This is a genomic window from Flavobacterium sp. B167r (assembly GCF_056824315.1).
Genome location: NZ_CP124859.1, coordinates 2,430,241 through 2,454,403 on the forward strand (window position 1 = coordinate 2,430,241; position 24,163 = coordinate 2,454,403).

Below are 24,163 nucleotides of genomic sequence, written 5' to 3' on the forward strand. Positions count from 1 at the left end.
TTTAACAGGAATCAAAAATAGTTTGTTTTTGCCACGAATTACACTAATTGCACTAATTTTTGTTCTTAATTATTCTTTTAAAAAATAATTCGTGAAAATTCGAGTAATTCGTGGCCATTTTTTAGCCACAGATTAGAAGATTAAAATGATTAATCCTTAAAATCCGTTAAGCTGTGGCAAAAAAATAATTCGTGCCAATTTGTGTAATTCGTGGCAGTTTTTCTTAATCAGGAAACGAAATTTTTCCCATTGTGACCGATGGAATTCCTTTGCTGTTTCCGAAATTATAATCGCCTCCAGAAACGGTTTCATTCGCTAAAAGCGCAAATAAAACAGCTTCTTTGGCATCGCTTAAAATACCCAAATCGTCGCTGGTGTGAAACTGACAAGGCAATAATTCCTTTAACCATTTTACCAACAACGGATTATTTGTTCCGCCGCCAGACATATAAATATGAAAATCTTCTGCTGGAATTGGAGTATTTTTTATGCTGTAATAAATTGCTTCTGCAATCGTTTCTGCACTTAAACGTGTTAAAGTCGCCAGCAAATCTGATGCCGAAATGTTTTCTAAATTCAATTTTGCCAAAGCCGATTGCACAAAATCGAAATTAAACAACTCTTGTCCAATCGTTTTTGGAAAGCTTTTCTGGAAGAAATCATCATTTTTAAGTTCGCTTAAAAGTTCTTGATTTACAGTTCCTTGTTGCGCGATTTGGGCATCTTTATCGTAACTTTTTTCAGGGAAATAATGTTTAGTGAAAATATCGATTAACGTATTTGCCGTTCCAGTATCGGTTACAAAAACTTCCTCGGCGTTTAGAGAGGCTGGGAGATAAGTATAATTCCCGATTCCGCCCATGTTGAGCATGATTCGGTTTTCGCCTTTTTTTCCAAACAATAAATAATCGCCGTAAACTGCAAGAGGCGCGCCTTCGCCACCCGCCGCAACGTGTTTTTGTCTGAAATCTGAAAGCGTGATAATTCCCGTTTTAACCGCAATATGATCACCGTCTCCAATTTGTAAAGTCGCATTTGGAAATTTTTCCTGCTGATGCAAAAACTTCGGCGCGTGCAAAACCGTTTGTCCGTGCGAAGCAATTAAATCTACTTCGCTTGACGAAATATTCCATTTTTTTAAACAATCGTTAATCATGCCGCTGTGCAATATTCCGATCCACTCATTTAATAAAGCCAAATGCTGAAAATCGATTGTTTTCTTGGCAAATACTTTTCTGATTTCATTTTTAATGTCTTCAGAATAAGAAATCGTTTCAAATTCTAGGATTTTTACCTCTGTGTTTTCGCCAGAACCAGAAACAGCGCACAAAGCAATATCAAGTCCGTCGAGAGAAGTTCCAGACATTAAACCGAGTATTTTTCGGGTTTCTTTTTGAGCTATATTGTAAAGTGCAGATATATTTTTATTCATTTAAAATGATGGTTTTTAATAGTCAGTATATTGATAACGCTAAAATGGGATTATTTCGGATATAAATTTAGAAAAAAGAGAAATTTTTGTTGGTTTTGATTGTTTGGAGATAATTTTTTAAGATTGTTTAATTTATTTGATTTTTTAATGGATAAACAGGTATATGTACCTGTTTTTTTAGAATTGATAATTTATATTTTTGATGAATTACAGATTTTGATAGTAGATAATATAAATTAAATTTAATAGATACATGGGGTTTCAAGTAAATGTGGCAATTGGTTATAAAGATATTTTTGATGATTATGAAACGATTGATATCACCGAGTTATTGAAAGATATCCCAACAAAAAATTCATTACAGATTTTGGGCTATTTTATGGCTCAATTGCATTCACAAGAAAGGGAGCGAGATTTACAAATTGAATTCTTAAATATGTGGGTAAAACGGTTACCACTTAATGTGCATCAATATATTGAAAAATTTATGCAAAGAGTAAAAACTAAGAATTCAACTTATTCATTTCTTGATAACGCTTCACTTTTAATTTTTGTTGAAAAAATTTTATCAAATGGCAATGATTTAGAAATTGTTGAAGATTTAACACCAATACAAGAATTACAACTTTTTAAGGCTTATTTACTATGCTGTCAGGAATGGATTAATAAACAATCTCCAAGCTTTGAACTTTCAGAAATTAAAAATGAATTAGATCTTATAAAAGTTCTATTACCTTCTCAAATACCATATCAAGAAGTTCAAGAATTAAAAGATTTTAGAATTCAATTTATTAAAGCCATATATTTTTTTAAATTTTGCGAAAAAAATGCTGATTTTGAACAATATTTGAAAATATTTCTAAATGAGTATAATCTTCCTTCATGGCAGGAATACTTAAAAAAGCTATTAACTTTATATGTGCGAAGATTTGAAGAATTAAAAACTCCTTCTGTTATAAACGTACCTGAAGAATTCCCAGAAGTTATTAATTTTTTGAAAGATTTGAGTATTGATCCTATAAATTATGAGCCAAAAATAGACTTTTTGAATTTAAGGGAAAAACCTGTCTATCAAATTGACGAAACTAATTTTGCATTTTTAAATTTAAATTTTTTAGTAGATAAAATATATCAAGGAATACAATTTGATTTTGCAAAAGTTCTTTTAAAAAATTCCGCTACATATAAAGGAAAGTTAATAAGGAGCACAGGAGATTTTTTAGGAATTTTCGGAAATGAATTTTCAGAAAATGGTTTGTTCTATAGTGTAATGAATTTTGCATTTGAAAAATCAGGCTATGTAAAATTTGAAGGTGAATTTATGAAGCAATATATAAAAGCTGAGCCTGATTACTATATTCGGGATAAAGGAAAAATATATCTTTTTGAATTCAAGAATGTTTATTTAGCTGCTGGTGCAAAACATAGTTATGATTTAGAACTAATAAAATCTGAAATTTTTAAAAAATTTGTTCAAAACGAACAGGGGAAGCCTAAAGGAATTACTCAATTAGTAAACTCAATTGATTTAATTAGAAATGGTGAATTCGAAAAAGTTGATTCTTTTGATTATCAAAATGCAATTATATATCCAATTATTGTTTACGTAGATTTTTCATTTAACTTGGCTGGTATTAATTATATGCTTAATAAAGAATTTAAAAAACAATTAGAAGACAAGGGAGTAGATCATCTTAAAAATGTTGAAAATCTTACGATGATAGATTTAGATTCTTTTATTAAATTTCAAGACCTATTTAGAGATAAAAGATTGAAATTGAATAATTGTCTTAACGAATACTTTAATACACTTACAAATCATAAAGATATTTTTGATAGGATAGGAACATTTAATGTTTTTATCCATTGGAAAACAAATAAAATAAAATACAGTTCACCTTTAATGTTGATGGAGGAAATTGGTAAAATTATGCCTGAAGAATAAAGATGGGTTTGTTTTATGGATTTCCGTAAAATAATAAAACTATAGCGTGTTAACTTTCTCGATATTAATTTTAAAACATAATATTATGGCGAAAGTAGCTCCATTTTACAGCGTAAAACAAGCTGTGCATCACAACAACAGTAGTTGTACTGAGGGTAACAACATTGAGAAAGAGAATCTTCGATCAGGAACTGGAGGAAAACCTCTTTGTAGTCGTTGCAGTAAGCTTTAATTTTTAAAGCCGCTTTTAAATAAAGCGGCTTTTTTATTGGTTTTAACATTTTAAATCACTCCACCTCCAAATAAGGATTTAAAGTTTCTGCTAATTCATTGAGCCAGAAAAAGCTGTCTCTTAGTTTGAAGATTTCGCTTTGAAATGTTTCATGTTCGCTCAAAACGCATAATGCCAGTGTAAAATTTACTTGCCTTAATGTTTTAGCCATGTCTAAAGGATCGATTCTGTCGTTGAAGAAATTCAAAAGCTTGATTTCGATTTCTTTTGAAACTGTGTTGGTACTCATAAATGTTGTAGTTTAAGAATAAAAAACCCTTGTAAATTAGTGTTTCTAACGCCTACAACAGCGCTTACGGTCGTTTCCGATACCGCACACATAATACAAGGGCAAATCTTATTTCGTTCTTAATGTTGTAGTTTAAGAGTTGTAAATGTATCAAAAAAAAACAATAAAAAGTAAGAAAAATATTATATTCATTTAGAAAGAACAATTTTATTTCCAGCAGTAAATCATCTCTGCGCGGTAAATATAAAACGTTATTTTGAGAAAAGATAAATGGAGGTAAATTTCCAGATAGTTTGTCATTTCGAGGAACGAGAAATTTCCGCAAGAAGCTCGACAAAGATTTGCGATTTTGCTTGCGGAGATTTCTCTCTTCGTTCGAAATGACAAGATTGTGAAAAATAACCCTAACAAAAACAAAAAAAGCACAAGATTTAAAACCTTGTGCTCTTATCGCAATTAATTCCTAAAAAAATATTATTCGTAGACTAAAACACACTGACTACTTGTAAATCGAGTTGTGTTATTAAACCTAGCAGATAGACCTGTTCCCCAACCGCATCTCATATCAACTATAATATAATCATTTGCATTAACATTTCCTGTATGAAGAGGAAGATTAAACGTTATATTACCTCCGCTTCCAGGTATATCTGTTGTAGGGCAATACATCTCGAATTCATCTTTTACTACTCCATTAACTACTACACGCATATGAAAAGGTAGTGTTCTTGAAGAATTAGCTGCCAAACCAACTACTAAAAACCACAATCGCGTTTCCACTCTGAATCGACCTGTTGCTGGAGCTCGAAAACCAAAGATGCCTAGTGTACTGTTATTGCTAAGATTCAGTAGTGCAGGAGGAGCAGTAAAGGTATCTGCTAGTCCCCCAGCAATGCCATTCCAAGTTCCTACTCCATTGGCATCACTCATTAATACTTTACCTGCTCCTTGCGTCCCATCAACAATTTTAATAGCTCCAGAAGTTGCACCGTTATTAACTTCAAATCTTGCGCTTGGTGCTCCAGTACCTACACCAACATTTCCATTCGAAGCAATAGCAAAAGCATGAAGATTAACATGTTGACCATCTTTATCGTATACTGAAAAAGCAAGATTAGAATTGTCGTTAGTAATCTGATAAGCTGGACTTGTTTTATCAAAAATAGCCTCATTTGCTACGTCACGATTAAAACCCATAGCGCCTGCACCAAGTGAAGTAAAAGAACCTCCTCTGGCAATTCCTATCTGAGCCGCTAAATCTTTTGGATACATACCAAAACCAATATTACCGTTTTCTCCGATAGACATAGCATTCCAAGCAACATTGCTTCCGTCGCCTTTGTACACTTGAAAATCAAGTCTGTTATTAAATTTATTTATTTGAAAGGCAGATTGTGTTGGGTCAAAAATATGTCCATCATAAGCTTCACGGTTAAAAGCAATATTTCCACCATCAATAGTTACAGCCGTATTTCCGTTCCAAATACCTAATCTCGATTTTGTTGCTTTCATACCAATACCAATATTTCCCATTTGATAAATATCCTGTGTATTGCTAGTTGCTGCAATATCTGTAGCTGAATTGTACCAAGGCTCTGTGTTGCTTGCCCCACTTCCTTCGGCTGCAATGCGCACCCATTTTGTGCCATCGTAGTAATATTCCCCAGGTGAAACGGCTGTTGCGCCAGTTCCTGCGGTAGCGAGATTATAGACTTTCATACCAGAAAGAACAGTTCCTATAAGTGGCGCTACATTATCGGTGGAAACCAAAGAAACTCTTGGCAATAGTAAACCTTTGTTGTTTTGACTATTGGCACCATTCAAATCCAATTGTGCATTTCTTTGAGGGTTGTTGGTTGGCATTCCAACTTGTGCAATGGTGTTTTCTGCGCTTAAGGCGAGGAGTATGGTTAGTACTCCAATAAATGTATTGATTTTAGTATTCATTTTGGTTATTATTATTGCTTGTTAAAAATCATTATATCAATTTGTTACTTCTAATTTTTTAAAAATGAGCATAGAAATGCCCGATGAAAAAAGCTTCTTTTTTCACTTTAAAAATGTATTTTTTGAGAATTCGAAAACAATCGCGCCCAATAAGTAGCTGAGAAGAATCTCATTGCTTTATTGCATGATCTGGTTAGGTTGATTTTGCAATAATTAATTGGGCGGTAATTGTTTTCTCAATAGTTAAACACGAATTTGTATAGACTCCCCTCTAAATTTTGCTTTAAAACTATTGTTGCTTTTGAAAAGATTGAAATATTGCTTTCTAATATTGAAAGTTTCCCTGATGTGTTTTTGGAAGGTTTAATAAAAAGGAGGTAACAATTGCGGAGTGGTATTTGTCAATTGTCCTGATAACCTTTTTAAAAATGGCATTATTAAGCTGTTCAAAGCCTGCTAAACGTAAATTCTTTAAGTTAATTCAAAAAATATTTACTTTATTTAGCTACTTTTAAACCTTTTTCTTGTCTTATATACTTACAGAAATTCAAAAATCGGCAGGTTTTTTCTGCGGGATATTTTTATACTGTAAGTTTATCGTGACAAATATAATACACAATATTGTGTATTTGCAAATTTTTTGTAATAAATTTTACACAATACTGTGTTTTTATGATTTTAAAAGATAAATGGATTCTGTAGAGTTAAGAGAAAAACGCAAGTTGTTAGGGCTTACGCAGAAAGAATTTGCGGCCTTAATTGGTGTCTCAGGTAATACAATTATAAACTGGGAGCAGGGAAAAAAAATACCTGCTTCAAAACACCCAATATTGTGTTCTGTTTTTGATAAATATATAGATAACACAAAAAATGAAATTGGAAATTTGAGTTCAGAAAAACTCACAGGCTATTATTATCCTGATGTTTCTGTAAAATCAGGTCTTGAAAAAAGCCTAAAAAAAGACAAACTAAAACGCTTGCCCGTAAGTCTTCCTGATTGGGACGAAGAGATAGAATTTATCAATGTCTATGGTGACAGCATGTATCCTGAGTTTTGCCCCGGACAAATTATCGGGATTAAGGAAGTCAACACAGAATATATGAATTACGGTTATGCTTATGTCGTGGTTTTAGGCGACGATCAGGTTTTCCTTAATTATATCAAAAAAGGCAGTAGCGATGAATATTGGCTTCTTTCATCAGAAAACCCAAAATATGAAGAAAGAGAGTTTCATAAATCTCTGATCAAAAAAATATTTATCATAAAAGGGGTAATTACTAAAACTACGATGTGATTAAAAATATTTTAGCAAAAGATCTTTAGATTTCTTGATTTCGTTTAGAATTTTACGTCTCGTTCCTCGAAATGACAAAATTGTGAAAATTCGTTGCGAAAATTTTAAGTTTCACAAGCCTTCTCCCGAAGCTTCGGGATCGCACAGGATGACAATTAAGAGAAAAACCTTTGTCACTTTGTAACTCTGAACCTTTGCCCCTTATTTAAGCACAAAGCCATTCTCTTTCAACTTCTTCAAAACCACAGCAATAATTTTAGAACGGCATTCTGAATTTTCAGTCGTTGAAGCGGTTTTAACCCAATACCGAATATTAAGCTGAATAATACCGCCAGCAATAACATCGGTAATTACGGCGGCGTTTTCGTGGTCTTTTTCGGTTACGTCTTCGCTGTTTCCTAGAATTTCTTTTACGAGTTCGATGGCGCGAGTATAATCAGAACCATATTCAAGTCCGACCGTAAAAGTCTGGAGCAGAAAACCTTCGCTGTTATAATTGATAAGCGTGTTTTTTATAAGAAGCGCATTTGGAATATAAATGATTTTAGAATCGCTTTTGACTTCGGTATCGCGAAGGTTGAGGTTGATGACTTCGCCTTTTACGCCGTTGCTTTCAATAATATCGCCAATAGAAAAAGGTCTTTTAAAAGCCAGCAGAATTCCGGCAAGGAAATTTTCGCCAATATCTTTCAGCGCAAAACCAATTACAAAAGCCGAAATTCCCGCACCTGCAAGCATACTTTGCGCAACGCCTTCAAGACCAATAATTCGGAACATAAACAAGATTCCGATAATAATCAAAATAGATTTAATTAGACGGGCAATAAAAACCGCCAGAAGACGATCGTGCATTTTCGCTTTGAGTCGGTTTCCTGCAAAAATACCCACACGGCTTGCGATAAACCACGAAACGAGAATGACCAAAATCGCCAGAATAAATTTTGGCGTAAGATCGACAATGCTATTGTAATACCCTTCGAGGTGATTGATGACGTCCTGAAAGAAATTTTCCATAATAATGAGGCGTAAAATATTTAAAACTCTGAGTTGATTTTTTTAACACATAGAGACATAGTTTTTCTTTGCGTTTAAAGGCATTTCATTTATTTAAAAGCACATAGCTTAACGTAAAATGCTATGTGTTAAAATCTAGATTTTTTAAACTATTCTCAGAATTTAAAGAAATAAATCTATGTTTCTATGTGTTTAAATTTTCATCCAACTTTGCAAAATCTTAAAATTACCTTTTTAGTAACTGGAATGCCTTACAGTATTCTCTCAGAATTTTATAAAATATGACGAAGTTGTTAGATAAATTCACAAAATAGAATCATTTTGCCCTGCTATATTTTTATCTTTGCGGTCTGAGTTTTTTCAGGAAATATTTTTATAAAAAGCACGATTTACATGTTGACGCAATCTCATTTAGAGCAATTAGCCAGTACGCTCGAAGGCACACTTTTATTCGATGAGCTTCATAAAACCCTTTATTCTACAGATGCTTCGGTGTATAGGATAAAACCAAATGCGGTGGCAATTCCTAAAACAACAGAAGATATTGCAAAACTGATTCGGTTTGCGGCGCAGCACAATATTTCGATTACGCCAAGAACTGCTGGAACTTCATTGGCAGGACAAGCGGTTGGCGACGGATTGGTGATCGATGTTTCGAAGCATTTTACTAAAATTATTTCGTTTGATGCCGAAAAGAAAACCGTTACGGTTCAGCCGGGCGTAATTCGCGATGAGCTGAATTTGTTTTTAAAACCTCACGGCGTATTTTTTGCGCCTATTACATCGACTTCAAATCGTGCGATGATTGGCGGAATGGTGGGAAATAACTCTTCGGGAACAACTTCGATTCGATATGGTGTTACGCGTGATAAAATTGCTGAGGTAAAAGCAATTCTAAGCGATGGTTCTGAAGTGGTTTTTAAAGACCTGACTTCGGATGAATTTATCGAAAAAACAAAAGGCGATTCTTTAGAAAATAAAATATACAAAACGATTTACGACGAGCTTTCAATAAAAGAAGCGCAGGAAGAAATCGTAAAACAGTTTCCGAAACCCGAAATTCACAGAAGAAATACAGGGTATGCCGTTGATATTTTGCTAAAATCGGAATTATTTGGAGGAACTGAACCAACCATAAATCTTGGAAAATTGCTTTGCGGAAGCGAAGGAACTTTGGCTTTTACAACCGAAGTTACACTGAAAGTCGACGATTTGCCTCCGCCGCATAGTATTATGGTTGTGGGGCATTATCACACGATTCAGGAATCGTTAGAGTCGGTTGTGGTGGCGATGAAACATCATTTGTACACTTGCGAAATGATCGACGACACGATTTTAGATTGTACCAAAACCAATCGGGAACACGTAAAAAACAGATTTTTTCTCGTTGGAGAACCAAAAGCAATTATGTTGTTTGAAGTCGCTTCACACACTTTAGAAGATGCCGAAAAACAAGCCAATGCTTTAATTGCAGATTTAGAAAAACATAATTTTGGATACGCGCAAGTAAAGATTTACGGCGCAGATATTGACAAAGCAAACGAACTTAGAAAAGCCGGTCTTGGACTTTTGGGAAGTATTGTAGGCGACAACAAAGCAGCCGATTCCATTGAAGATACGGCGGTTGAGTTGAGTGATTTGCCTGCTTATATTGCAGAATTTTCAGCGATGATGTTAAGTCACGGGCAAGAAGCGATTTATTACGCGCATGCTGGAGCGGGAGAATTGCACCTTCGTCCGGTTTTGAATTTGAAGAAAACAGAAGATTTAAAATTATTCAGAACCATTGCGACGGATGTGGCGCATTTGGTTAAAAAATACAAAGGTTCATTAAGCGGTGAACACGGCGACGGAATCGTGCGCGGTGAGTTTATTCCGTTTATGATTGGCGACAAGAATTATGAGTTGCTGAAAAGACTGAAATTGGCTTTCGATCCGAATTCGGTTTTGAATATCGGGAAGATTGTAAACGCCTTGAAAATGGACGAAAATCATCGTGTAATTTCGGGAAGAGTTGAACCAGATATTAAAACATTTCAGGATTTCTCTGATAGTTTGGGAATTCTGCGCGCTGCCGAAAAATGCAACGGTTCAGGCGATTGTCGAAAATTACCTTCGGCGGGAGGCGCAATGTGTCCGAGTTATCGTGCGACCAAAAATGAAAAAGAAACGACGCGTGCGAGAGCAAACGCGTTACGAGAATATTTAACGTATTCTGAAAAGGAAAATAAATTCGATCAAAAAGAATTATACGAAGTTTTTGAATTATGCGTAAGCTGTAAAGCCTGCGCAAGCGAATGTCCGAGTAATGTTGACGTTGCGACTTTAAAAGCCGAATTTTTATACCAATATCAAAAAGCAAACGGATTCTCAACCCGAAATAAGATTTTTGCCAACAACGCCAAATTGAATAAAATGGGAAGTAAATTCCCAGCGATTACGAATTTTATTTCGAATCAGTCTTTGGTGAAAAAGACAATGGGAATTGCGCCGGAAAGACAAGTTCCGTTATTGGCAAAAAAGACGTTTAGAAAATGGTTTTCAAACCGAAAATCGACAACGACTGATTTTCCAAACGGAAGATTGTATCTTTTTGTAGATGAATTTACCAATTATTACGATGTGAATATCGGAATCGATGCTTTCGAATTGTTGACTAAATTAGGTTATCAGGTTTTGATTGTCGATCACGAAGAAAGTGGAAGAACGTATCTTTCAAAAGGATTTTTGGAAGAAGCGAAAAAAATCGCGAATCATAATGTAACGGTTTTCAAAGATTTGGTTTCAGGAAATTCACCTTTAATCGGAATTGAGCCTTCGGCGATTTTGACTTTTAGAGATGAATATTTGCGTCTGGCCGATGATAATGAAGCGGCGGAAAAATTATCTGGAAATGCTTTTACAATTGAAGAATTTTTCAAAAAAGAAATCATCGACGGTAAAATTACAGCCGATTCTTTTTCGGAAGAAACCAAAGAAATTAAAATCCACGGGCATTGCCACCAGAAATCATTGAGTTCAGTTGAAGCGACTTTCGCCATGCTGAATCTTCCAAAAAATAATACAGTTACGATTTACAATTCGGGTTGTTGCGGTATGGCGGGATCTTTTGGTTATGAAAAAGAACATTATAATGTCAGCATGCAAATGGGCGAGGACACATTATTTCCTAAAGTTCGAAACACAGCTGAAAATGTAAAAATCGCCGCAGCAGGAACAAGCTGTCGTCATCAAATTTACGACGGAACAAAAAGAGAAGCGCAACATCCAGTTAGTATTTTGAGAAGCTGTCTTAAAATTTAGATTTTTTTGTCTCTCGCAGATTTGGCAGATTGAGCAGATTTATTTTTTATTTCACGCAGATTCTACAGATTTAAGCCGATTTTGCCGATTTAATTTTAAATAAATCTGCAAAAATCTTTATCACAATGAAAATCCGCTAGATCTGCTAAATCTGCGAGAGAAAAAAATAGCCATAGATTCGAAAAAATAATTCGTGAATTCGTGGCAGAAAAAAACTATTTCAAACTAACTTTCTTCCCTGTTTCAGCAGCTTTATAGATCGCGTTAATGACTTTTATATCTTTGAGGCCTTCTTCGCCAGTAATGTGATTTGGAAGTTTTTTGTTTTCTAATAACAATTTAGCAATTTCATCCATTTGGGTTTGTTGCTGGTTAATTGGAGGAAATTTTATAGGTCCGCTTGATGATTTTCCGTCATAAGGGCCATAACTTAATGCGGGACTTAATTGAAAAAAACCTTTATCGGCTGTGGCATAAATTCGATCAATATTATAACCGCAGGAAGTATTGCAGTTTGCCATTGCACCACTCGGAAATTCCATTTGCCATGAAATACTTTCCTCTGTTTCTGAAAATCTATCTTTATTATTTACAGTGCCAAATTGTGCAGTAACAGAAATTGGTTCTTCTCCTAAAATATATCGGCTTGCCTGAATGCAATAAATCCCTAAATCCATTAAAGGTCCGCCACCAGATAATTTTTTATTAAGTCGCCATTCAGTCGGATTGTTTTTGTCAACTATTGATTTGGTATCAAGAGTGTCGTATGTTTTATATCCCAATGAAGTTTCGATGTAACGAATTTTTCCAAAAACTTTATCCTGCCCCAAACGTTTAATTTCTAAATGTGTCGGTTCGTAATGTAAACGATAACCAAGCGCTAACTGTACTTTATTGTCTTCACAAGCCTTAATCATTTCTTCGCATTCTTTGACCGTTATAGCCATAGGTTTTTCAGTAATGACGTGTTTGCCAGCTTTTGCAGCACGAATTACAAACTCTTTGTGCATGCTGTTTGGCAATACAACATACACTAAATCAATATCTTTATTATGAATAATTTCGTCGAAGTTTTGGTAATTGTAAATGTTTTTTTCGGGAATATTATATTGTTTTTTCCATTTTGTTGCTTTTGCTGGTGTTCCAGTAACAATTCCTGCAAGAGTGCAATATTCTGAAATTGCAATTCCCTCAGCTAGCAACGAAGCGTAAATTCCTAAACCGCAAAGCGCAACATTTAATTTTTTTCCGCTATACGTAAATTGTTTTTCTGGTGCTTCTAAAAAGGAGGGAAGCGTTGTCATAACTATTGAAGCTCCAACTCCAATACCAAATTTGTTTACAAAAGAACGTCTTGAAATTTTTTCCATAAAATGATTCTATAAAATTAAATATGTTTGTTAGTAAGCTGATTTTTAGAAATGTTACATTTGCGTTTGAAACAATAGTTCAACCTAAAGATAAGTAAAAAGTTACGCAAGATGTGCGAAGATTTTTAGTTTCTTACAGATTTAATTTTTTAAAAATCTGTATTATCTGCCATTCTGATAGCTATCGGGAGCGATAGAAGATTATTAACAAGATTTGAAAAAATAATTCGTGAATTCGTGGCGAAAAAAACGCTAGAAAAACAAAATCGTTTTATATATTTGAAATCAGGATAATTTTTGCATTATTTGCAAAATAAAACCACAAGGACTGAATTAAATCAATTTATAATAGCAAAACATATATGGCATTTTCAAGTTTATTCCGAAAAAAAACAGTGCAGGATATTCTGAAACAGGTTGCAAAAAATGAGGCAGACGGACATGGAGCATTAGGAAAGCACCTTACAACCAAAGATTTAACTGCTTTCGGAATTGCTGCGATTGTTGGTGCGGGAATTTTTAGCACCATAGGAAAAGCGAGTGCAGACGGAGGACCAGCCGTAATATTTTTGTTCCTTTTTACCGCTCTTGCGTGTAGTTTTGCTGCTTTTGCTTACGCAGAATTTGCATCGATGGTGCCAGTTTCAGGAAGCGCTTACACCTATTCGTATGTAGCTTTTGGAGAAATTATAGCCTGGATTATCGGATGGGCTTTAATCATGGAATATGCCGTTGGAAACATAACCGTCGCCATATCGTGGAGCGATTATTTTACCGGACTTCTCCAGAGTGGCGGAATTCATTTACCGCAATGGATTCAAATGGATTACCTAACTGCTTCAAGCGGTTTTAAAGATGCCGAGGCTTTAATGCGCGGCGGAAAATCATTCGACAATTTAAGTGTTGCTTTACAACAGGCGCACACGGCATGGACAACAGCTCCAACTATAGGATCTTTTCATTTTGTAACTGATATTCCAGCTTTGTTTATCATTATTTTGATTACCGCTTTGGTTTATAGAGGGATGAAAGAATCTCGTAATGCAAGTAACTTAATGGTTGTTGTAAAACTTTGCGTAGTACTTTTAGTAATTGCGGTTGGAGTATTTTATGTAGATACAGCAAATTGGGATCCGTTTGCTCCAAATGGAGTTGGCGGTGTTTTAAAAGGAGTATCGGCTGTTTTCTTTGCTTATATTGGTTTTGATGCGATTTCAACAACAGCAGAAGAGTGTAAAAATCCGCAAAGAGATTTACCTCGCGGTATGATGTGGGCGATTATCATTTGTACCATTTTATATATTGCTATTGCTCTGGTTTTAACAGGAATGGTGAAATATCACGAACTAAATGTTGGAGATCCTCTTGCATTTGTTTTCGATAAATTAAATTTAAAATGGATGTCTGGAATTATTGCCGTGAGTGCGGTTGTGGCAATGGCGAGCGTTTTATTGGTTTTCCAAATGGGACAACCTCGTATCTGGATGAGTATGAGCCGTGACGGTTTATTGCCAAAGAAATTCTCAACGGTTCATCCAAAATTCAAAACACCTTCTTTTGCAACGATTGTAACAGGCTTTGTAGTAGCGATTCCAGCATTATTCTTAAACTTGACAATGGTTACAGATTTGTGTAGTATTGGGACATTATTTGCCTTTGTATTGGTTTGTGCAGGAGTTTTAGTTTTACAGAATAAACCTGAAATTCCAAGAGGAAAATTCAAAACGCCATATATCAATTCAAAATATATTTTACCGCTTTTAATCATTGCTGGATTGTATTATGCTTTTGCTTTCAATAGCAAAGCGACAATGGCTTTTATTAATAATGAAGCGCAAACGTATGATGCTACAACAATTGTAACATCATTAGATAAAGAAGAATCAACAAAAGTTTTTAATTATTTAAAAAGCATCGATGCAACAAATAAAACTTCTGAAACTTCAGATTTAGAGCATTTATTGAGCCAATATCAAGATGATGAGGTTAAATATGCTGAGGTTGTAAAAGGACTTCCAATAAGTGATTCTTTAAAATACGAAACAGGTTTTCAATTATTCAAACACAAAATTCCGATGTGGATTTTCTTATTTGTTTTAGTTGGATTAACGGTTTGGGCTTTCAGAAAAAATCTTTCTTTGATTCCGCTTTTAGGATTAATTTGCTGCTTGTACATGATGGCCGAATTAAGCGTTTGGAACTGGATTTATTTCACAGTTTGGTTAATAATCGGATTGCTGATTTACTTTGGCTACAGCCGAAAAAATAGTAAACTGAATTTTGTCGAAAAAATATAAGTTTAAATTTATATGTTAAACGAAAGCCGTTTTGAGAATTCTCAGAACGGCTTTTTTGTTTCACGCAGTTTATAAATGTTTATAAAAGATTTAGTTTGGATTTTTATATAAAATAATCCTGTGAGAATGTGTCTTAATCTCTTTAAATCTGCGTGAAATAAACTTTCAAACTTTAACTCATTCGCACTGAGAGTGTTTTGAAATGTTTTGATTTTTATACAAATATTCTTAAGTTTTAAAGAGGCTTTTCCTTAAGTTTGTTTTTCGCAAAATTTTAAATTTATTTTTTAATACATGAGTTTTCTTGATAAAATATTGGGACAAAATGACGTTCCAATACAATCTTATAATGATTTCTGGAATTGGTTTTTAGCAAATGAAAAAGAGTTTTTTAAAACCGTTCAAAACGGAGAAAATATACACCAGGGCTTTTTTGATCAACTAGCTCCAAAGTTGGATGAAATTCACGAAGGAATTTATTTTCTTACTGGAATGTTCGACGATCAAACTGCCGAATTAGTCTTAACGCCCGACGGTGCAATTAGAAATATTTATGTTATTGAAGAATTGGTCAATGCCGCTCCTCAAATTGACGGATGGAAATTTACCGCTCTAAAACCAGCTTCGGATATTAATGGTATAGGCATTACTTATCAGGGGTTTGAATTCAGTAAAGAAAATTTAAAATTTTATCCTTGTGTTCATGAAGGTTATCCAGACGAAATTGATTTGGTAATTGTTTACGATCATTTTGTTGAAGAGAAAAAAGCTAATGTAACCAATGGAGTATATATTTTTCTGGACAATTATTTGGGTGAACTGCATTCTGTTACCTTAATTGATAATTTGGTTGTTATAGGTCCAGAAGATGTTTCTGAAGAATTAATTCCGATCGAAAAATTAAAAGATTATTTAATTTGGAGAGAAAAAGAATTTGTTGAGAAATATGAAGGGACACGACATAATACAGAAAATGATGGTTACGCCAATTTCGAAGGCAAAAAACAGGATGGCTCAATTGTTCTGGCTTTAATAAATACCACTATTATAGAATGGGATAAAAAAGCATCGCATCCTTGGGTTTTTATAGTCTCAGTTCCTTTTGACGACTGTGATAACGGCGGATTGCCAGATGAAAAAACGTACAAGCTCTTAGACGAAATAGAAGAAGAAATCATCTTAAGTTTGCCAGATTCAGAAGGTTATTTAAACGTAGGTAGAGAAACTGCAAACAACAAGAGAGAAATCTTCTTCACATGCAAAGACTTTCGTAAGCCCGCTAAAGTTGCTGACGAATTAATTAAAAAATACAGCGGAGCTTTTGAAATAGGCTACGAACTTTATAAAGATAAATATTGGCAGTCGTTTAGACATTTTGAGCCTAAATAAATTGCAAAGCCGTTCCGGATTATTCAGAACGGTTTTTTTATTGAAATTTCACAAAAAAAATCCGCTTAGAGAAAAGATCTCCAGCGGATTTAAACAAACTAAAAAAAATCGTGCAAATTTATTTATAGAGTAATGTTTCCTATTATTAGGGTAATTTTTTCTCTCGCAGATTGAGCAGATTATTTTGTTAAGGAAAAGATCAATCCGATCTGCTAAATCTGAAGTGAAAAAACTTAGAATCTTAGCAACTCAGAACCTTAGAATCTTTTTTCAAAACTCCAAGCTCTTTCATGCAAGCTTTCATCATTTCGTAAGTGCGTTCAATATCGTTATCCAAACCAATAGAAAAACGAATTAAACCATCAGTCAATCCCATTTTTTTTTGCTCTTCTAACGGAATCTCACTCGAAGTCGAAGTTCCCGGCGCGCTGAATAATGTTTTGTAAAAACCTAAACTAACTGCTAGATAACCTAAGTTTCGCTCTTGCATTAATTCCATTAACTCATTGGCTTTTTCTAAAGTTCCAACATCAATCGTCAGCATTCCGCCAAAACCATATTCAGGATTAATCATCGTTTTGTACAATTCATGACTCGGGTGACTTTTCAATCCTGGATAGACCGTTTTCAATCCATCTTTTTCAAATTGATCGGCCAAAAAATGTGCATTATGGCTGTGCTGTTTAATTCTAATATGAAGTGTTCTCAGATTTTTCATCACGCTTGCAGAACGTAAACTGTCCATTGCTGGACCTAAAAGCATGCTCGCGCCAGAGTTTACATTTTTCAAAGAATTAATAAATTCTTTAGATGCGCAAGTCACGCCGCCAACCGTATCGCTGCTTCCGTTGATGTATTTTGTCAAACTGTGAATCACAATATCAGCACCCAGTTTTGCTGGAGAAACAGACAAAGGCGAAAACGTATTATCGACAACTAATTTCAAATTGTGTTTTTTAGCAATTGCTGCCAAACCACTAATATCAGCCACTTCCAATAAAGGATTACTCACCGTTTCGCAATACAAAACTTTTGTTTTAGAAGTAATCGCGGCTTCTACAATGTCCAATTTTGTAATGTCAACAAACGTAGTTTCAATACCAAAACGAGGCGTAAAATTCTTTAAAAATGCATAAGTTCCACCGTAAATAGTTCGACTTGAAACAATGTGGTCGCCCGCACCGCACAATTGCAATAGAGTAGGCGTAATCGCTCCCATTCCCGAAGCCGAAACATTTGCCGTTTCTGTTCCTTCCATCGCTGCCAAAGCCTGATCCAAATACAAATTACTTGGCGAAGAATGGCGCGAATATAAATAACAGCCTTCCATGTTTCCTTCAAAAGTATCGAACATGGTTTTCGCCGATAAAAAAGTATAAGTCGAAGAATCAGAAATCGATGGATTCACACCGCCAAATTCCCCAAAGTATTGCAAATCCTGAATTTTGTCTGCTGGATTAAAGTCTTTCATATGTTTTAGTTTTTTTTGTTTCAAGTTTCAGGTTTCAAGTTCCAACAACCTGAAACTTGAAACAAAATTATCAGGAGCTATTTCCTGCTATCCGTTTCAATCTTTTGTGCCGAACCCCGGCACAAAAGGATTTCCACTTCTATCAGGGCTAGGGCACTCGTTTTCAAAAGAAATTCATGTCAAAGAAAAGTTTAATTAGAAAAAATGTCAATAAGAGATTGTTTTTATAGAATTTAAAACTAGTAAAGTGTCTTTTGAATGATTTTTAATCTAATTTTGTTACAGAAAATATGTTTCAATAGATTTTCTTTCGTTTTAATAAAACCATCAACGATCAACCAAAAACAATCAACCAAAATGACTCTAGACGAAATCGATAAAAAACTCCTCGTTTTACTCCAAACGGATAGTAAAAAGACAAATAAGGAATTGTCTCTAAAATTGAATCTTTCAGTAACAGCAGTTTACGAACGAATAAAAAAATTAGAGCGCGAAGGCATTATAAAAAGCTACGCGGCTTTAGTTGATAAATCCAAAATCGAAAAAGGATTTGTGGTTTTCTGTCATTTAAAACTCATTCAGCATACCAAAGAATTTCTAACCAAATTTGAAAGCGAAGTCATCAAACTAAACGAAGTTTTAGAATGTCATCACGTAAGTGGCGATTACGATTATATTCTGAAAGTTCTAGTAAAAGACATGGAAGCCTATCGCGAATTTTTAGTAACCAAACTAACTTCGCTACAGCACATTGGAAGTACACAAAGTATGTTTATGATAAGCGAAGTGAAGAATTCAACGGTGATTTCTTTTTAAAGATGCTAAGGTTCTGAGATACTAAGATTCTAAGTTTTCTTTTCTTTATCTTGAATTGCTAAACGCATTTTTTTCTAAATGGCATACTTTGAAACGGAAAAAAAACAAAAACACTTAACATATTCCAATTATTAAAAACCTTAAATTTGAGTTCAAATAAAAATCAAAATGGAAACTAAGGAATTAAGACGTAAGCTTATAAATGATTTTGGTAAATTCATAGAGGATGATTCTAAATTAGAAATTTTGGAAAGTGTTTTCGATGCCATTAATCAAGATGAAAAGGAGTCAATTATCTCAGATTCACATTACAATTTAGTTGCTGAAGAAAGAGAAAAATATCTGTCTGGAGAAAGACAAGCGAGTTCTTGGGAAGAAGCGGAGCAACGTTTGAATGCGAAATATGGTTTTTAAAATCAAAATTTTACCATTAGCAGAAAAAGAAATTGATGAATCTATCGAATTTTACGAAAGTAGAAATAAGGGTTTAGGTAAGCAATTTCTAACCTATTTAAAATCTTATCTAAAAGTTTTAAAAACAAATCCAGAATTATATAAAATAAAAAAGGAACCAAGTTATCGAGAAATGACTTTGGTTAAATTTCCTTTTGTTATTATTTATGAGATTATCGGAACAGAAATAATTATTTATTCTGTGTTTCATACTTCAAGAAATCCTGACAAGAAGCCTTGAGTTTTTTAAAAAGTGCTAAGATTTTAACGATTTGAGTTTTTTTTAATATGAGAATCATTGATTTGCGTCCAGCTTTAGCTGGATGTAAAAATAATTCCTATGAAAAAGGCTTTAGCCCAACTTTGAGAGTTTTGGCTAAAGCCTTTTTTGTATTTCAATATTGGACCTCCAGCTAAAGCTGGAGGCAATTCAAAAATATTTTGCGACTTAACGCCTTTGCAAGATTAAAAACAAAACTTAGCGAACCTTGCGTAAAATCTTAGCGCCCTTTGCGGTTAATAAAAACCCCACATTTCACACAAAAAAACATTGAAATTTAAACTTTAAAAAGAACTTTATTCCTTAAATTTGTGACGCTTAAAATAAAAAAGACAAAACTATGAGTTCATTTGACGTAGTCATTATAGGTTCAGGTCCTGGCGGATATGTATCAGCAATTCGTTGCGCACAATTAGGTTTCAAAACTGCTATTGTAGAAAAGTATAATTCATTAGGAGGAACTTGCCTTAACGTAGGTTGTATTCCTTCAAAAGCATTATTATCATCTTCTCACCACTATGCAGAAATTGCTCATTTTGCAGATCACGGAATCGAAGTTTCTGGTGATGTAAAAATCAATTTAGAGAAAATGATCGCGCGCAAACAAGCAGTTGTAGATCAAACCGTAGGTGGAATCAACTACTTAATGGATAAAAATAAAATTACAGTTTTCAACGGTTTAGGTTCTTTCGTAGATGCAACTCATATTGCTGTTGCAAAAGCTGACGGAACTTCAGAAACTATCGAAGCAAAATATACTGTAATTGCTACAGGATCAAAACCATCTTCTTTACCATTCATCAAAATTGATAAAGAAAGAATCATCACTTCTACTGAAGCTTTAGCTTTAAAAGAAGTTCCAAAACACTTAGTTATTATTGGTGGTGGAGTTATCGGAATCGAGCTTGGACAAGTTTACCTTCGCTTAGGCGCTCAGGTTTCTGTGGTTGAATTCATGGACAGAATTATTCCAGGAATGGACAGTTCTCTTTCTAAAGAATTAACTAAAGTGTTGAAAAAACAAGGAATGAAATTCTACGTTTCTCACAAAGTAAAATCAGTTGAAAGAAACGGTGACGCTGTTACGGTTCAGGCTGAAAACGCAAAAGGAGAAACAATCACGCTTGAAGGAGATTATTCATTAGTTTCTGTTGGTCGTCGTCCTTACACAGACGGTCTAAACGCTGACAAAGCTGGAGTTAAAATTTCAGACAGAGGACAAGTTGAAGTAAACGATCATTTACAAACTAGCGTTCCAAATATTTACGCAATTGGTGACGTTGTTCGTGGAGCAATGTTAGCGCACAAAGCGGAAGAAGAAGGAGTAATGGTTGCTGAAATTTTAGCAGGTCAAAAACCACATATCGATTATAATTTAATTCCTGGTGTAGTGTACACTTGGCCAGAAGTTGCTGCAGTTGGCCAAACTGAGGAGCAATTGAAAGCTGCGGGAGTGAAATACAAATCTGGAAGTTTTCCATTCAAAGCTCTAGGGCGTGCGAGAGCAAGTGCTGACTTAGATGGATTTGTGAAAATCTTGGCGGATGAGAAAACAGATGAGGTTTTAGGAGTTCACATGATTGGTGCTCGTACAGCAGATTTAATTGCTGAAGCGGTTACTGCAATGGAATTTAAAGCTTCTGCTGAAGATATTTCAAGAATGAGCCACGCGCACCCAACTTTCGCGGAAGCCGTAAAAGAAGCAGCATTGGCAGCTACAGAAAACAGAGCTTTACACGTGTAATTTACGTTCAAAGATATTTAAACCGTCAGATTTCGAGACTTCGGAACTGACGGTTTTTTTATGCAATAATTTAAGCTTTAGATAATATAAAAATCAAAAATAATTTTGTAAATTAGATGTGTATTTCAGGTGCTATCTTTATGATAATTAAAAAGATAGTATTATGAAAAGTAAATATATAGCTCCGATTTTAATTGGAGCAGGAATTGGAATCGCATTGTACTCTTGTGGAGGCGGAATTCCAAAAAATGCAAAAGCTGTAACAAACTTTGACGGCAATAAATATCTCGGAAAATGGTACGAAATTGCCAGATTAGATTACAAATGGGAAAGAGATTTGAACAATGTAACTGCCGAATATTCTTTAAACGAAGATAAAACTATAAAAGTCGATAATAAGGGCTATAATGTCAAAAAAGACAAGTGGGAACAAAGTGTCGGGAAAGCTAGATTTGTCAAAAAAGACAATATTGGTATGCTGAAAGTCTCATTTTTTGGTCCTTTTTATTCTGGTTACAACGTCGTAGCAATCGATCCGGATTATAAATACGCGCTTGTGGCTGGAGAAAGTTTAAAATACATGTGGATACTTTCGAGAGAAAAAACAATTCCAGAAAGCATAAAAGCAGATTTTCTTATTAAAGCTCAGGAAATTGGATATAATGTAACCGATTTGGTTTGGGTAAAACACGATAAAGCAAATTAAACAAAAAGCCCGTCGGATTTAATCTGACGGGCTTTTTGGTCTTATTTAAAAAGGATTTACGCAGTAAAAATACTTTTATAATTATCCCAGTATCTGTAAATCAAAAATAAGTTTCCTATAAAAAGAAGCACCGCAATTGGCAAGCCTTCGGGAGCTAAAAAATAATTGATAAACAAAATATTTACCGTAATGGGTAAGATCAAGATGTTTGCTAAAGTGACGTAACGCCCAGTTACAAATGCAATTCCACACAGTAATTCGATAGATTTTGCCAGTGGCATTAAATACGTCGAGGCCATTAAGCCTACATTGAATGCTTTGAAGTTTCCTGTAGTTTCAGGCTCTGGCATTAGATGGAAAAAATAACTGATTGAGGCAAAAAGCAGCAAAAGGCCAATTAAAACGCGGACAATAATTGTGGCAATTTTCATAATACTTAGGATTTTTTAAGGTTAAAAAATATAATTAAGTCATTGGAAAAGATGCAATCTAAAGCTCAAATGAGAATCACAAATTATTTTTTTTGAGGTTCTTTTTTAAGGATTTTGCAATCAAATTAGTACTGTTTTAGGATTAATCTAATTGTATATCAAATATAACGAATTTTTTCTTATAAAAAGAATGTCTTTTTAACAGTTTTACAAATGTAATTCAAATCAATTGATTATTTTTTTTGCTTTCCGCTAATGAAAGATTTTTGTCGTAATTTTGACTTTTAAAATTACCATTTTTGAGAATTTCCATCCATAAAAATATTGCCAATCCGAAACTGTTTAAGGAGCAACTTTTAAGTTGGGCGCAACAATTTCGCGAAGTCGTTTTTTTAGACAGCAATTCTTATCCGCAGCAGTATTCAAATTTCGACTGCATATTAGCAGTAGATGCCTTTACTTCTTTACAAACAGATTATTTCAATGCTTTTGAAGATTTAAAACAATATCAGCAAAATACAAAAGACTGGCTTTTTGGATATCTTTCGTATGATTTAAAGAATGATACAGAAAAGCTTCAATCTAATAATTTTGATGGATTGCATTTTCCAGATTTGTTTTTCTTTCAACCCAAAAAGATTTTTATTTTAAAAGGGAATGAACTTGAAATCCAATATTTAATGCTTTGTGACGATGAAATTAATGAGGATCTTAATGAAATTGAAAAAACGCAAACAGAAACATTTGTCACACTGATCGGAGTCGAAGTGCAACAGCGTATTCCTAAAGATTTATATGTTCAAAAAGTAAACAAAATACTGGAACATATTCATGTTGGAGATATGTATGAAGGCAATTTTTGTATGGAATTTTATGCTGAAAATGCTGTTATAAATCCGCTAGAAAAATTCCAGAAGTTGAATGAGATTTCGCGGCCTCCTTTTTCAGTTTTCTTTAAAAATCACAAGCAATATCTGCTTTCTGCTTCGCCAGAACGTTATTTGAAAAAAGAAGGAGAGAAGATTATTTCGCAGCCAATTAAAGGAACTTCCAAGCGTTTTTCTGATCCGATTGAAGATGAAAAATCGAAAAATATTCTAGTTTCAGATGCGAAAGAAAGAGCTGAAAACATCATGATAACCGATTTGGTTCGAAATGATTTATCGTACACCGCACAAAAAGGTTCGGTTGAGGTTGAAGAACTTTGCGGAATCTATTCTTTTCTGCAAGTGCACCAAATGATTTCGACGATAATTTCAAAATTAGATCCGCAATATTCTGCCGTAGATGTTTTAAAAACAACCTTTCCGATGGGAAGTATGACTGGCGCGCCAAAGATTTCTGTAATGGAAATTATTGAAAATCTCGAAGAAACCAAAAGAGGATTATACAGTGGAGCAGTTGGTTATTTTACGCCTGAAGGCGATTTTGATTTCAATGTCGTAATCAGAAGTATTTTATACAATCAAGAGAATAAATACGTTTCTTTTTCAGTCGGAAGTGCCATTACATCGCAATCTATCCCAGAAAAAGAATACGAAGAATGCCTGTTGAAAGCAAAAGCAATGCACGAAGTTTTGCAATAAAAAAAATAGCCACGAATTTGCTTCGCCTGTTCGCTATCGCTCGAGCCACGAATTATTATTATCAATTTGATATGAAAATAATGCCACAGATTAGAGGATTAAAAAAAATCTGTGTAAATCTTTTTAATCTGTGGCTATTTAGTTGAAGAAAATAATTCGTGGA

Annotated in this window: 19 protein-coding genes; 12 read left to right on the forward strand and 7 right to left on the reverse strand. The window is 34.2% G+C overall.

Annotated features, from left to right (window positions below; all coding sequences use genetic code 11):
* Positions 1-223: 223 nt before the first annotated feature.
* Positions 224-1,432 carry an anhydro-N-acetylmuramic acid kinase gene (locus QLQ96_RS10730; protein WP_482496650.1) on the reverse strand — a complete coding sequence of 403 codons (1,209 nt, stop codon included), beginning with the start codon at positions 1,430-1,432 and terminating at the stop codon, positions 224-226.
* A 253-nt stretch (positions 1,433-1,685) separates the two neighbouring features.
* Between QLQ96_RS10730 and QLQ96_RS10735 the strand changes: the two genes are divergently transcribed.
* A complete protein-coding gene (locus tag QLQ96_RS10735) occupies positions 1,686-3,377 on the forward strand; it encodes a hypothetical protein (protein ID WP_482496651.1) in 1,692 nt (563 codons plus the stop codon).
* A gap of 85 nt (positions 3,378-3,462) precedes the next feature.
* A complete protein-coding gene (locus QLQ96_RS10740) occupies positions 3,463-3,609 on the forward strand; it encodes a hypothetical protein (RefSeq protein ID WP_482496652.1) in 147 nt (48 codons plus the stop codon).
* Between the two features lie 55 nt (positions 3,610-3,664).
* On the opposite strand, the gene QLQ96_RS10745 is transcribed toward QLQ96_RS10740, so the two are convergent.
* Both QLQ96_RS10745 and QLQ96_RS10750 read right to left on the reverse strand, forming a co-directional pair.
* Entirely contained in the window at positions 3,665-3,898 is a 234-nt protein-coding gene (locus QLQ96_RS10745) for a hypothetical protein (protein ID WP_482496653.1), read from the reverse strand.
* Between the two features lie 474 nt (positions 3,899-4,372).
* Positions 4,373-5,845: a hypothetical protein gene (locus QLQ96_RS10750; RefSeq protein ID WP_482496654.1), complete on the reverse strand. Its 1,473-nt coding sequence runs from the start codon at positions 5,843-5,845 to the stop codon at positions 4,373-4,375.
* A 689-nt stretch (positions 5,846-6,534) separates the two neighbouring features.
* Here QLQ96_RS10750 and QLQ96_RS10755 point away from each other — a divergent pair.
* A complete protein-coding gene (locus QLQ96_RS10755; RefSeq protein ID WP_482496655.1) occupies positions 6,535-7,140 on the forward strand; it encodes a S24 family peptidase in 606 nt (201 codons plus the stop codon).
* 201 nt (positions 7,141-7,341) lie between these two features.
* On the opposite strand, the gene QLQ96_RS10760 is transcribed toward QLQ96_RS10755, so the two are convergent.
* A complete protein-coding gene (locus QLQ96_RS10760; RefSeq protein ID WP_482496656.1) occupies positions 7,342-8,154 on the reverse strand; it encodes a mechanosensitive ion channel family protein in 813 nt (270 codons plus the stop codon).
* A gap of 393 nt (positions 8,155-8,547) precedes the next feature.
* Here QLQ96_RS10760 and QLQ96_RS10765 point away from each other — a divergent pair, with 393 nt between their 5' ends.
* Positions 8,548-11,457: an FAD-binding and (Fe-S)-binding domain-containing protein gene (locus QLQ96_RS10765; protein WP_482496657.1), complete on the forward strand. Its 2,910-nt coding sequence runs from the start codon at positions 8,548-8,550 to the stop codon at positions 11,455-11,457.
* 215 nt (positions 11,458-11,672) lie between these two features.
* Here QLQ96_RS10765 and QLQ96_RS10770 read toward each other — a convergent pair whose 3' ends face one another.
* Positions 11,673-12,827: a Gfo/Idh/MocA family protein gene (locus tag QLQ96_RS10770; RefSeq protein WP_482496658.1), complete on the reverse strand. Its 1,155-nt coding sequence runs from the start codon at positions 12,825-12,827 to the stop codon at positions 11,673-11,675.
* 362 nt (positions 12,828-13,189) lie between these two features.
* On the opposite strand from QLQ96_RS10770, the gene QLQ96_RS10775 reads away from it, so the two are divergent.
* Complete coding sequence (locus QLQ96_RS10775; protein WP_482496659.1) at positions 13,190-15,124, forward strand: amino acid permease; 1,935 nt, start codon at positions 13,190-13,192, stop codon at positions 15,122-15,124.
* Positions 15,125-15,418: 294 nt separating this feature from the next.
* Entirely contained in the window at positions 15,419-16,513 is a 1,095-nt protein-coding gene (locus tag QLQ96_RS10780; protein ID WP_482496660.1) for a DUF695 domain-containing protein, read from the forward strand.
* 241 nt (positions 16,514-16,754) lie between these two features.
* Here QLQ96_RS10780 and QLQ96_RS10785 read toward each other — a convergent pair whose 3' ends face one another.
* A complete protein-coding gene (locus tag QLQ96_RS10785; RefSeq protein WP_482496661.1) occupies positions 16,755-17,984 on the reverse strand; it encodes an aminotransferase class I/II-fold pyridoxal phosphate-dependent enzyme in 1,230 nt (409 codons plus the stop codon).
* 357 nt (positions 17,985-18,341) lie between these two features.
* On the opposite strand from QLQ96_RS10785, the gene QLQ96_RS10790 reads away from it, so the two are divergent.
* From QLQ96_RS10790 to QLQ96_RS10810, 5 genes are all read left to right on the forward strand, one after another.
* Positions 18,342-18,800, forward strand: a complete 459-nt coding sequence (locus tag QLQ96_RS10790; RefSeq protein WP_482496662.1) for an Lrp/AsnC family transcriptional regulator — start codon at positions 18,342-18,344, stop codon at positions 18,798-18,800.
* 168 nt (positions 18,801-18,968) lie between these two features.
* Entirely contained in the window at positions 18,969-19,214 is a 246-nt protein-coding gene (locus tag QLQ96_RS10795; RefSeq protein ID WP_482496663.1) for a hypothetical protein, read from the forward strand.
* Entirely contained in the window at positions 19,204-19,494 is a 291-nt protein-coding gene (locus tag QLQ96_RS10800; protein ID WP_482496664.1) for a type II toxin-antitoxin system RelE/ParE family toxin, read from the forward strand. Before QLQ96_RS10795 ends, QLQ96_RS10800 begins: the two co-directional genes overlap by 11 nt.
* A gap of 379 nt (positions 19,495-19,873) precedes the next feature.
* Positions 19,874-21,277 carry a dihydrolipoyl dehydrogenase gene (lpdA, locus tag QLQ96_RS10805; protein WP_482496665.1) on the forward strand — a complete coding sequence of 468 codons (1,404 nt, stop codon included), beginning with the start codon at positions 19,874-19,876 and terminating at the stop codon, positions 21,275-21,277.
* Positions 21,278-21,440: 163 nt separating this feature from the next.
* Positions 21,441-21,983, forward strand: coding sequence for a lipocalin family protein (locus tag QLQ96_RS10810; protein ID WP_482496666.1), 543 nt, complete (start codon positions 21,441-21,443; stop codon positions 21,981-21,983).
* 56 nt (positions 21,984-22,039) lie between these two features.
* Here QLQ96_RS10810 and QLQ96_RS10815 read toward each other — a convergent pair whose 3' ends face one another.
* Positions 22,040-22,414: a DoxX family membrane protein gene (locus QLQ96_RS10815; RefSeq protein WP_379700086.1), complete on the reverse strand. Its 375-nt coding sequence runs from the start codon at positions 22,412-22,414 to the stop codon at positions 22,040-22,042.
* A 299-nt stretch (positions 22,415-22,713) separates the two neighbouring features.
* Between QLQ96_RS10815 and QLQ96_RS10820 the strand changes: the two genes are divergently transcribed.
* Entirely contained in the window at positions 22,714-24,000 is a 1,287-nt protein-coding gene (locus QLQ96_RS10820; protein ID WP_482496667.1) for an anthranilate synthase component I family protein, read from the forward strand.
* Positions 24,001-24,163 lie beyond the last annotated feature (163 nt).